Source organism: Salipiger sp. HF18, assembly GCF_011806505.1.
Classification (GTDB): Bacteria; Pseudomonadota; Alphaproteobacteria; order Rhodobacterales; family Rhodobacteraceae; genus Salipiger; species Salipiger thiooxidans.
Genome location: NZ_JAATOS010000123.1, coordinates 1 through 10,342 on the forward strand (window position 1 = coordinate 1; position 10,342 = coordinate 10,342).

Annotated in this window: 13 protein-coding genes and 2 pseudogenes; 4 read left to right on the forward strand and 11 right to left on the reverse strand. The window is 62.8% G+C overall.

Going from position 1 to position 10,342, the window contains the following annotated elements; genetic code table 11:
- From HC022_RS12290 to HC022_RS12315, 6 genes are all read right to left on the reverse strand, one after another.
- Positions 1–334: M20/M25/M40 family metallo-hydrolase (locus tag HC022_RS12290; protein ID WP_167452622.1), on the reverse strand; the 334-nt coding region annotated here is incomplete at its 3' end.
- A gap of 39 nt (positions 335–373) precedes the next feature.
- Positions 374–1,270 carry a VOC family protein gene (locus HC022_RS12295; protein WP_167452623.1) on the reverse strand — a complete coding sequence of 299 codons (897 nt, stop codon included), beginning with the start codon at positions 1,268–1,270 and terminating at the stop codon, positions 374–376.
- Complete coding sequence (locus HC022_RS12300) at positions 1,267–1,980, reverse strand: serine O-acetyltransferase (RefSeq protein ID WP_368484659.1); 714 nt, start codon at positions 1,978–1,980, stop codon at positions 1,267–1,269. The genes HC022_RS12295 and HC022_RS12300 overlap by 4 nt, the downstream gene beginning before the upstream one ends.
- Before the next feature lie 529 nt (positions 1,981–2,509).
- Entirely contained in the window at positions 2,510–2,761 is a 252-nt protein-coding gene (locus tag HC022_RS12305) for a DUF982 domain-containing protein (RefSeq protein WP_167452624.1), read from the reverse strand.
- Positions 2,762–3,119: 358 nt separating this feature from the next.
- A complete protein-coding gene (locus tag HC022_RS12310) occupies positions 3,120–3,359 on the reverse strand; it encodes a hypothetical protein (protein WP_089963220.1) in 240 nt (79 codons plus the stop codon).
- The gene (locus tag HC022_RS12315; protein WP_008883179.1) at positions 3,356–3,562 is read right to left on the reverse strand and encodes a cold-shock protein; all 207 of its coding nucleotides are present in this window, start codon (positions 3,560–3,562) and stop codon (positions 3,356–3,358) included. The genes HC022_RS12310 and HC022_RS12315 overlap by 4 nt, the downstream gene beginning before the upstream one ends.
- Before the next feature lie 586 nt (positions 3,563–4,148).
- Here HC022_RS12315 and HC022_RS12320 point away from each other — a divergent pair.
- Positions 4,149–4,355 carry a cold-shock protein gene (locus HC022_RS12320; protein WP_167452625.1) on the forward strand — a complete coding sequence of 69 codons (207 nt, stop codon included), beginning with the start codon at positions 4,149–4,151 and terminating at the stop codon, positions 4,353–4,355.
- A gap of 100 nt (positions 4,356–4,455) precedes the next feature.
- Positions 4,456–5,412, forward strand: coding sequence for a fatty acid desaturase (locus tag HC022_RS12325; protein WP_254885070.1), 957 nt, complete (start codon positions 4,456–4,458; stop codon positions 5,410–5,412).
- Between the two features lie 97 nt (positions 5,413–5,509).
- Here the strand turns inward: HC022_RS12325 and HC022_RS12330 are convergent, their stop codons facing one another.
- The 4 genes and pseudogenes from HC022_RS12330 to HC022_RS12345 all read right to left on the reverse strand — a co-directional run.
- Entirely contained in the window at positions 5,510–5,698 is a 189-nt protein-coding gene (locus HC022_RS12330) for a hypothetical protein (RefSeq protein WP_167452626.1), read from the reverse strand.
- A gap of 33 nt (positions 5,699–5,731) precedes the next feature.
- Positions 5,732–6,523 (reverse strand): transglutaminase family protein, encoded by a 792-nt coding sequence (locus tag HC022_RS12335; protein ID WP_254885069.1) that lies wholly within the window; start codon positions 6,521–6,523, stop codon positions 5,732–5,734.
- Between the two features lie 119 nt (positions 6,524–6,642).
- On the reverse strand, positions 6,643–7,437 hold the full coding sequence (locus HC022_RS12340; protein ID WP_167452628.1) for a hypothetical protein: 795 nt from the start codon (positions 7,435–7,437) through the stop codon (positions 6,643–6,645).
- A gap of 1,073 nt (positions 7,438–8,510) precedes the next feature.
- Positions 8,511–8,661: pseudogene (locus HC022_RS12345) on the reverse strand (IS3 family transposase); the annotation flags it as partial.
- 252 nt (positions 8,662–8,913) lie between these two features.
- Between HC022_RS12345 and HC022_RS29655 the strand changes: the two are divergent.
- Complete coding sequence (locus HC022_RS29655; RefSeq protein WP_303049064.1) at positions 8,914–9,045, forward strand: hypothetical protein; 132 nt, start codon at positions 8,914–8,916, stop codon at positions 9,043–9,045.
- An 87-nt stretch (positions 9,046–9,132) separates the two neighbouring features.
- A pseudogene (locus HC022_RS29660) lies at positions 9,133–9,339 on the forward strand (ATP-binding protein); the annotation flags it as partial.
- 237 nt (positions 9,340–9,576) lie between these two features.
- Here the strand turns inward: HC022_RS29660 and HC022_RS12360 are convergent.
- On the reverse strand, positions 9,577–10,342 hold a 766-nt coding region (locus HC022_RS12360), incomplete at its 5' end, for a PHB depolymerase family esterase (protein ID WP_167452629.1).

Below are 10,342 nucleotides of genomic sequence, written 5' to 3' on the forward strand. Positions count from 1 at the left end.
CGATCTGCCGCGCGGCAAGCAGGAGCATTGCAGCGTGCCCGTCATGGCCGCAGGCATGCATCTTGCCGGGAATGGTCGAGGCATGGGCCGCGCCCGTCGCCTCGACGATGGGCAGCGCGTCGATGTCGGCGCGCAGACCGATCACCGGCGCGCCCTGCCCCATCTGCGCCACGACGCCGGTACCCGCGAGACCGCGGTGCACCCGCCAGCCCCAGCCGGTGAGCAGCCCGGCGATCATCTCCGAGGTCCGGTGCTCTTCGAAGCCCAGCTCGGGGTGGCGGTGCAGGTCGTGGCGCCAGGCAATGGCTTCGGCGATGTGGTCTTGGTCGAACATGAAGTCTCCTTGCGGACGCGCCCGGGCGCCCGTCTTGTATCAGGGCGCCGCCGGCGCCTCCTGGAAGGTCAGCAGGATACCGCCCAGCCGAGCGTGCTCGGTCAGGACAAGTGCGCTGCCGATCTTCTGACAGGTGAAGCCGCCCGTGTCCACGAAGGGGAGGACCCGATCCAGCGCGCGGCAGGCGACGTCGAGCGAGATCACCGAGGGCGCGCCGTCCGGAGCAAGGTCTGCGGGCAGCGGGCCAAGGACTGCCCTGGCGGCATCGCGGCAAAGCACCCGCCAGTGGCCTCTGCCGGTGAAGACCGTGAAACCCCGGCCGGTGTCGGTGATCGCCTCGGAACCATGCAGCGTGGCGAGCCAGTCCCTCACCGCCGGTTGGTCTTTCGGCTCGGCAAGGATCGTGGCCGAGACAAAGCCGTGCGCGCCATTGGGGTGATCCATCCATTTCGGAAATTCGATCAGGTCGCGGCGGTGTTGCTGGCAGGCGAACATCGTCAGGCGCGGCAGGCCGGGCCGGGGAAAGATCTTCAGCGTGGGTGCGGTGCGGTCCGGCGCGCCGTCATCGCGGATCACGTCGCGCCCGAACTCGATGGTGCCTTCGCAGTGACCGCCCCGTGCCACGACCGCCGCCTCATCCGCCTCGGCATCTGTCGAGTTGAGTGCCGAAAGAGGTACCCCGTCGCGCTCATCCAGCCAGCGCTGAACATGGCGGCCGAAAAGGAAGTCTCCGGCCGGGTAGCCTTCGAGCAGACTCTCGTCGCCGATCCCCACCAGCTCCAGCAACTGGTTGCGGAAGATCACCAGCGCAGTGGACGTGCCCCAGGGATGCATTCCCGAAGGCTTCATCAGAAAGCCGAGTGAAAGGTACGTCTCGCGCGCCTCGGCCAGATTGCGCACACAGACCAAAGGATGGTCGATCCCAAGCGACGTCATTCCGCCCGGCCTTTCAACTCTGCAAGCGTTGCGAAGCCTGCGAAACGCCCGACGCCGCGATCAGTGCCGCGAGGGCCGGTCACGACATGGCCGGGCGGGACATCCCTGGTGACGATTGCTCCGGCAGCCACCGTCGCCCCGGCCCCCACCTCGACCGGGCCGAGGATCATCGCGCCCGCCCCGACCACCGCGCCACGGCGCAGCCTGGGATGTCGCCCCTCTCCCATGTCGACGAAATTCGACCCCAGCGTGACCCCGTGCCAGAGGCTCACGTCCTCTTCGATCACCGCCGTCTGGCCGATCACGAGCCCGAGCCCGTGATCGAACCACACGCCGCGGCCGATCTCCGCTTGCGGCCAGATCTCGACCGAGAGCGCCCGGGTGAACTGGCTCTTGACCGCCAGAGCCAGCTCCTCGCGCCCCGCCAGCCAAAGCGCCCGGCTCACCCGGTAGGACAAGAGCGCGTGATAGCCGTTTGCGAAAAGCAGCACGCGCGGAGCCCCACCGGGTTGTCCGTCGCGCGCGCTGGTGACCAGCAGATCGTCGAGCGAGGTCTCCAGAAGATCGTTCCGGTGGCGGAAGAGCTCGACGGCCAGACCGCGCAGCCCCACCCGCGCCTTGCCCTCGGGCAGGCAGGCGGCAAGCGCAGCCGCCATCAGCTCGGACAAGTCGGACAGCTCGCCTGGCTCGATCCCGAGCAGCGTTCCCACTCCCGGCTCGGTGGAGAGCAGCTCAAGAGTGTCTGACAGAAGCGTTTGCCGCAACCGATGTGCGCCCATGTGGCCTCGCGGGTGATCGAAGGGTTTCACGAGGCTGCCCCGAGTACCGTGCTGCGCACAAGAGCGGAAATGTTGCCGCCGTGTTGCTCTGGAGGGAACGCGAAGACTGAGCAGCAACGCCCTTCGGGGCGAGGTTCCGCTAGTGGTCGGTCGCCGCGCAGATGTGCGGGCTTCCCCCGAGATCCGTTGCCGCACGTCGAAGGACGTCTCACAAGTTGACGTCGTGATCGACGACGGGCTCGGCGCTCCTGATCCTCTATTGAGTGGCACCGCGGGGGAGCATCGGGAGGAGGTTGGGACCAAGAGATGAGCGCTTGCCGTGAGAGGGCAAGATCCGGCCCCTTTCTCCGCAGCGCATGAAGGTTGACTGAGGACCGGAAACGTCCTGGAGCTCTGCCAGGGTGGTCACGGGCCTCAAGCTGAACACAGTTGCCAGGGCGCGTCTCCGCGACGGAAGGACCTACACCAGAGTGGCGGGAATGAAGCCCGCAGACCTCGCGGCAACGAGAAAAGCGCGGCGCGCATCCTCGACCGGGCTCATGCAGTCCATTGCAGACTCAACTTTCGTGAGCGCCACCTGGCGCTCGCCATCGGAAATCGGCCACCTGCGGCGCAGCCAATATCGCACCTTTTCTATCGTGCTGAAGTGTTCAGTGTCGCCATTTTGCGACGTCATCAGGACCACAGGTTGGCCCCATTGAATTTCCATCATGTGTTTTCTTTCGATTGAATACGATCCACGCCAACGCGATTGCATGCGCATGACATGCGCAATCGCCAGAGACGCAAAAGGATCATGGAGTTCCGGTAGATACCGCCACGGTCGGCACCAAGCGCCACCGCCAGACATTATCTACTGGTGAAATGCTCGGAGACGGCTCCAAGTGCCGGTCTCGACATGCCGGCATCCGTGACGAGGCGAGCCTCGCCACGGATCCTCCGGGAGAGCAAGATGCGGAACGGACTTCCCTGGAGGGTATGGTCCACTCGACGCGCTCGCCTGGAATCCTCTGGTCTCGCAAGGGCTTCGCTCTGCGCGTCACCCAGACGTATAGCTGAAAATTGGACGATCAGTCCATGCGGCGGGCGTCACGCTCTTCGCGAGCGGCCTTCAGGCGCGCTGTCTTCTCGGCCCTCACCTCGGCATCTTCCTCCAGGACACGCTTCGCGTTCTTGGTGGTTTTGTCGATTGGCGTGACGGGCTCGGAATTTGTCACCTTCACATCCGAAACGCTGGGTTTCAGAAGTTTTCCGCCGTTCCCCGTCTGAGGAGGAACGCCGGGAAGCAAATCTTCAAATGTCGACTTCAAGCAAGCGCCAGATTATTGGCGTTTTCGCGACCATCACGGCCACTCTCAACGTCGAAGGTAACCTTCTGGCCATCTTCGAGCCGGTCGAGACCCGATCGCTGCAGGGCAGAAATATGGACGAAAACGTCCCTGCTGCCATTTTCAGGCTCGATGAAGCCGAAGCCTTTGGTGGTGTTGAACCATTTCACGGTGCCAGTGGCCATATCCGTGGTCTCCTTAGAAATGCTGCCCGCAGAATCGCGACAGCCGGGCAAAAGTCGATCCAAGTCGATCAACCGAAACCGGGTCAGCGGCAGCAGCATTTCGAAGAGAAGAAACGTAAGCCCTCCATCCATGAGCCTCGCCAGCCACAAACGCAAGGATTCTTTCTTCGGGATCCTAAAGCTGACGGGGCACGCGCGATGCCGCCTTGGAGGCCACTCCTCCACGGTGACATCATCGCCATTGGTCTCAGGCTCCCGACCCGGCGCTTCGGTCACCGCGCGGGCCCGCCGACGCCTGCCGTGCTGCGCCGTTGGCGGTCCCGCGGGTTCGGATCCTTGCGCTGCCGATAATGCACCGAGGTGACGTCGGCCGGGACGCTCACGGACACAAGTTTGTCCAAGTTTGTCAGAGTTTCAGTGATGAGCCATTGCGCTCGGCGGTTTTTGCCTCCATATCGTCGGATGCTATCGTTACTCCATTCGAACCTCTGCTTTCCGTTCACCCGGCTCTCAGTTGATCGACTCGAACTGACTTTGCCGGGCCGCCGCAATAATGTGGGCGGCAACAGAACAGGAGACCACGGATATGGCCACTGGCACCGTGAAATGGTTCAACAGCACCAAGGGTTTTGGCTTCATCGAGCCTGAGAACGGCGGACGCGACGTGTTCGTCCACATCTCGGCGATCGAGCGCGCCGGCCTGACCGGCCTCGCCGATGCTCAGAAGGTTACCTATGACGTTGAGAGCGGCCGTGATGGCCGCGAAAGCGCCATCAACCTTGCTCTTGCATGAACTGCCGCCGGGCGCTCCTCGCGAGCGCCCGGCAACCAGATCAGACATGTCCGGAACAATGCAAACGCCTCGCAGTCCGGCAGAATGGACGCGCGTGCTGATGAAGTACCGCACTCCAATCCTGTCGCGAAGCCTGTTCGAGCTGAGCGTCACGATCCTTCCCTTTTTGTTGATCTGGACCCTTGCCTGGCAGCTGATCTCCGTCAGTCCCTGGCTTAGCCTGTGTCTCGCGCTTCTGAACGCCGGCTTCTTGGTTCGCATCTTCCTGATCCAGCACGATTGCGGTCACGCGGCGTTCTTTGGGAGCAGAGCTCTCAATGACTGGACCGGGCGCATTCTCGGCGTCTTGACGCTGACCCCATACGACGTCTGGCGCCGGACGCACGCGATTCATCATTCGACCACCGGCAACCTCGACCGCCGCGGCGTCGGTGACATTCCGACCATGACGGTCAGCGAGTTCCAGGCTAGAAGCCGACTGCAGCGGATCATTTACAGAGCACTCCGTAACCCGCTGTTCCTCTTCGGCCTTGCTCCGTTCTACATCTTTTTCCTGCAGAATCGGCTGCCCGTCGGACTGATGCGGTCTGGCAGAATCTACTGGGCAAGCGCGCTCCTCACCAATGCAGGCATTGCGGGGACACTCGCGTTTCTATGGGTCTTTGGCGGCCTACAGGTCATCCTGCTGATCTTCCTGCCCACGACGCTTTTCGCGAGCTCGATCGGGATGTGGCTGTTCTACGTCCAGCATCAGTTCGAGGACACCGAGTGGGACCACGAACCCGACTGGGTCGTACAGAACGCGGCGCTTCACGGATCTTCATATTACGTCCTGCCGCCCGTACTGAACTGGTTCACTGCCAATATCGGCGCACACCATGTTCACCATCTGGCCAGCAGGATCCCGTTCTATCGCCTGAGCGAGGTGCTCCGCGAGCATGACATGCTGGCGGGCATACAGCGTATCACCCTGCTGGACAGCCTGCGCTGCGCGCGGCTGCATCTTTGGGATGAAGATGCGAGGCGCCTCGTGACCTTCGCCGAAGCGAAAGCTTAGCCGCCAGCACGCGGGCCTTTCCCTGCAGAGCCGAGCAGCTGCCAGAAAGCTGGATGCCGGGGAGAAGTCCCAGCGCCCCGCCGCATTGGCGTAGACGTCACGAAGCTGGTTTTTTCTTCCGTTTCGAAGCGCTTACTTCGCGCTCGAGCCGCGCTGCTCTCAGGCGACGGGTCTTCTCGAGGCGGTCGTTCGTCTCATCGTTGATAATCGCCATCGCCGCGCTGTGGGTGCGCTCTGCGACCGACACGCCCCCCTTGGACTTCTTCTGATCAATCTTGTTAGCCATAGTCTGATAGTCTCCAAGGGTGTCTTCAGCGGTTCAGTTCTCGCGTTCATTGTGCCTTTCGGCATCGGTCGCGTTGGCGATTTCATCGGCCCAGACCTCGAAGCCCGTGAGTTCTGCGTGACCAAAGCTCTGTGTCAGGGGGACGTCTGCTGCATCACGCCCTCTTGCGATCAGCACACGACCGATCCGGCGTTCATTGTTTCTCGGATCGAAAACCCACCACGTTCCGCCGAGATAGACTTCCATCCAGGCCGCGAAATCCCCCGGTGGATAGGGGGGAGGCATCCCGATATCGCCCAGGTATCCCGTGCAGTAACGGGCCGGGATGTTCAGGCATCTGCACAAGGTGATGGCCAGGTGCGTGAAATCGCGGCAGACACCGACGCCTTCTGCCAGTGTTTGCGATGCTGTGCGGGTCGAGCGGGCGTGCTCATATCCAAAGGTTACCGCGTTGTGAACGTAGTCGCAGACGGCCTGCACCCGGTTCCAGCCGGGCGGAACATGCTCGAACATCTGCCATGCACGATCAGAGAGCAGATCCGTGTCGCAGTAGCGGCTTCCAAGAAGAAATACCAAGGTCTCGAACGGCAGCTCTTCGACCGGATGCTCCGCTGCGTCCTGAGCACATGCGTCCGCCACACCGAGATCCCGAAAGATCCCATCCGTTCCGAGCACGAAATCGCCGGCCGGGGCGACACATCTCGTGCACCAGTTCCCGAAAGCATCGCGATAGCTCTGCAAGGGAACGCTGGGTTTGGTGTGGAGGTAGTCCGGACGTTCCAAATCTCCGAAACGGGAAAAATGCACGTTCAGCAGCGCGATCATCGGTGTCGGTTTCACCAGATGATAGCGTAGTCGGCACCCCAGACGGATTCTCATCGCTTCCTACCTTTATACATGTCTAGCATACCACCGGCGGGCTGCCCCTGCTGCTGGTACATCGCTCAGTTGGCAAGGTGGCATTCCCCGCCACGCAGCCGAAAGTTGTCGTTGCACAACCAATCATTTCCGGAGTGATTGAGGTGCGCATTGGCCGGGACCTCCAGTGCGAGGCAACGATCGCCGCTGGCAGCGTAACCCCGCTCGCACACCCACCCAGGCCCCCCGTAGGAGTCGCTGAGATAAGCGTGTTCCGGTATCGCGATTTCCTTGCAACCGTCGGACGTCTTCACGTAGCCACGCTCGCACTCCCAGAGGTCGCCGATCTGGCGCCCCGTGAGAAAGCCGCGCTCCGGCACGTCGATCTTGACACAACTGTTCCGGATCTTCGCAAAGCCTCTCTCGCAATCCCAGTCTCCGGCATAGGAACTCTCAGAAAGATACCCGTTCGCCGGGACGTCGATCCTCTGGCAGCCACCACCGCTTTGGATATAGCCGCGATCACAACGCCAATCGTTCCCCGCTGGGTTCAGATAGGCATTTTCCGGAACGTCGATCTGCTCGCAAGTCGAGGCCCCGCTCTCGCGGAAGCCGTGCGCGCACTCCCAGCCTGAACCGTAGCTGCTGTTCGTGGAATACGCGTTCTCTGGTATGGCAACCGCCGCACACGCCCCTTCGCGCTCGCGATAGCCAGGATCGCATTCCCAGCCTCCGCCAAAGCGTCTCAACTGGGCATTCTCCGGCGGCTCCGGGCTGTCGGTCTGTGCCGCTGCCGGTACCATTGCGGACACCCCGATCCAGAACACTGCGAATGTCGTAAGCAGGCCAGCCGACCGCTCCTTGATGTCAGTGCGCGACATGAACAGGCTTTCCCAGGCAGGCCGACGCAAGGCCACGGTCCAGCCGCACTGCGACAGGTATGGTTGCGCGTTGGGCCTCGACGTCTGCGCCGCACGTCGGGCGCGCCCCGTATGTCACATCGCCGCCCAACGTCGTCAGCAGCTCCAAAACGCTACCGTCGCGGCCGACGGAACCTGGAGAGATTGCGATGTTCGGCGTGGGGCGAGCGCGACCGGACCTCCGGTCCTCCGCACCGCCGCTGGCGGCCAGGACTCTTCGGGCAAAACCGTGAGAGGACGCGACTGTGCCAACCGCCAAACAGTCGTAGTCCGCAGGGTCGGGATCGGGATGCAGGGTCATGCGATGTCTCCAATGGGCTCGCGTCAGCATTGCTTGTATTCGGACCCCCTCTACCGTCGGGATCTGGGCTCAGGGCCCTCGTCAGAGCTTTGGGGTCGAGCAGGCGCAGTTCCTTGCGCCCCTGCGCATCGCGCTGAACAAGGTAGATCCGGAAGACGGTTTCGAGGCCGCTGTATCCGGTCCGATCCTCTTCGATCAGAAGTTCGTAGGTGCCGGGCTGAAGCCAACCACTCCCAACAATGGGAAATGGCCTTTCGAAGGTAACTGTCGCCTTGCCCGGTGTCCGAAATGCGATGGCGCGCCCTCCAAGTGCACGACCTGCATTCTGCAAGATCCATGCTCGCGGCCAAGGCGCCTGAACATGACTACCGTGCGGTCTGCGTGGGATCGTAAAAGCGCATGGCAGGCTGCCAAGCGGCGGGTGACCGGATCGACAGGAATTGTCACCTTAGGCGTACCCTCGCAGGCTTTTCCTCGCATTACAAGTACAAGAGCACGAAAGTGAAAATCGCCTTGTTTACATGGAATTACTCTGTCCCTTCGCGATGAGACGCAGAGCGAACCGAGCGACTTGAGCACCCCCCGGAAATTCGGACACTCACATAAGCAACGATTTGCAGTCTGCTGATCTTCGAGCCGAAGGAGATCAGAGATGTCGAAACGGACGCAGCACGCGCCTGAGTTCAGGGCGAAGGTCGCGCTGAAAGGGACCTGCTCCCCGCTGGTCCCTCATTCATAACGAGAGCCTGTTGGTTGGGTTTTGGTATTCGGCTTCCCCGTCTTGCGCAAGCGCGTCGGGCGGGGAGCCCTCATAGTGCTCAAGCACTCGGCGCGCTTGTTGCGGGGTCTGGTTGCCCGGCGCTGTGGGGCCGGTCCGTGTTGTACAACGCAATCACAGACCACCCACGGGACCGAGGAGCGCGAGGTGCTCTACCGAACTGCGCCTGCCGAAGCGGCGTCGAGGCCAGCGCAACAGTACAGCACCCGGGATCATCGCGGCGGTACGTCGGCTTGTTCTCCTGGCCTCCGACGATCTGATCGCCGGCATCCTAAATCGAAAGGGTCTGCTGACCGGACATGGCAATCGATGGACCCGGGAGCGCGTCACCGCACTCAGGTCGCATCACAAGATCCCGGTGTTCCACCCGGTTCCCGACGGCACCGCCCCCCGGCTCAACCTGACCAACGCCGCGCGCCTGCTCGGCGTCACGACGACGACACTCAGACCCGCCGCCGAAGCCGGCAGCATCGAGGGCGCTCATCCGTGACCGGACGGTCCGTGGATCTTCGCCCGCGCGGAACCCGGTAAGGCCAAGGGAGAAGCCGGACACATCGCGGAGACCCTCACCCGCCTCGACCTGGTGATCCTGGACGAGCTCGGATACCTGCCGTTCAGCGCTTCAGGGGGCGCCTTGCTCTTCCATCTGCTGAGCAAGCTCTACGAGCGCACCAGCGTGATCATCACCACGAACCTCAGCTTCAGCGAGTGGGCCACAGTATTCGGTGACGCCAAGATGACCACCGCGCTCCTCAATCGGCTGACCCATCGCTGCCACATCCTTTAGACCGGAAACGACAGCTTCCGCTTCAAGGACAGCGCGGCCGCAGCCACCCGGAAAAAGAGGGAGGGAAGCCATGTCTTGACCCAATCATGACCCGCTCAGCATAATCCAAGGTGGGTCACTTCTCGATGGAACACCCGGGTCAGTTCTGGGTGGAAATCAACATCGTCGGCCAATGTCGCAGCAATTGCGCTGGCGGCAATTGCTGCGCGCGATATCCGGTGTCGAGCCTACGCTTCAGCCAGTCGGCGGCGTGGACGGGTTGAAGAAGAAGCGGACCATCTCTGAGCTCGCATCCGGCCCTTTCGGATCGGTATAGCTTCCTGCGGACTGTCCGCCGGACCATGCATGTCCCAGCCCCTCGACAACCCAGTGTTCGACCGCTTCCGTACCGGCGTCGTCATAGGTCGTGCTAAGTTGATAGGATCTCCCCCCCGCGGCGCCCGCAGTCTCGGTCTGAAGGCTCTGCGCCGGGCCGCCCTCGAGAGCCTGCCGGACGATATCCGCGCCGTTTGACGGGTGAACGGTGGCGTCGGCATCGCCGTGAAAGACGATGGTTCGCGTGGGAGCCCTGCGCGGAGCGCTTCCGGCCTCACGACCGGCCATGGCCGAAAAGGCCGAGGGGACATCCTTCGCGGCCCCCGCTGGCAGACCCGAATGCGCGCCCACTGCCTTGAACACCTCCGGGTAGGCGCCGCCCAGGATGACCGCCATTGCCGCGCCCGCCGAGAGACCCGCCACGAAGACCTTGTCCCCGGGTATGGCATGGCGGGCGATGACCTCGCGCGTCAGGCCGGCAAGGATGGAAGGCTCGCCCCGATCCCGCGCCTGGTCACCGCGGCTGAACCAGTTCCAGCAGGACTGGGCATTGTCACCGCGCGATTGCTGCGGGTAGACAACGACGAACCGATGTTGCTCGGCCAGGACGTTCATGCCGGTCCCGGCGGCAAAATCCTCCGGGGTCTGGGTGCAGCCATGAAGCATCACCACAAGGCCGGTGATC

Excerpts from the sequence above, each read along its gene's own strand:
- HC022_RS12295 (WP_167452623.1), bottom strand. The coding sequence starts at position 1,270 with ATGACGTCGCTTGGGATCGACCATCCTTTGGTCTGTGTGCGCAATCTG.
- HC022_RS12305 (WP_167452624.1), bottom strand. The coding sequence starts at position 2,761 with ATGATGGAAATTCAATGGGGCCAACCTGTGGTCCTGATGACGTCGCAA.
- HC022_RS12315 (WP_008883179.1), bottom strand. The coding sequence starts at position 3,562 with ATGGCCACTGGCACCGTGAAATGGTTCAACACCACCAAAGGCTTCGGC.
- HC022_RS12320 (WP_167452625.1), top strand. The coding sequence starts at position 4,149 with ATGGCCACTGGCACCGTGAAATGGTTCAACAGCACCAAGGGTTTTGGC.
- HC022_RS12325 (WP_254885070.1), top strand. The coding sequence starts at position 4,456 with ATGAAGTACCGCACTCCAATCCTGTCGCGAAGCCTGTTCGAGCTGAGC.
- HC022_RS12330 (WP_167452626.1), bottom strand. The coding sequence starts at position 5,698 with ATGGCTAACAAGATTGATCAGAAGAAGTCCAAGGGGGGCGTGTCGGTC.
- HC022_RS12335 (WP_254885069.1), bottom strand. The coding sequence starts at position 6,523 with ATGATCGCGCTGCTGAACGTGCATTTTTCCCGTTTCGGAGATTTGGAA.
- HC022_RS12340 (WP_167452628.1), bottom strand. The coding sequence starts at position 7,437 with ATGTCGCGCACTGACATCAAGGAGCGGTCGGCTGGCCTGCTTACGACA.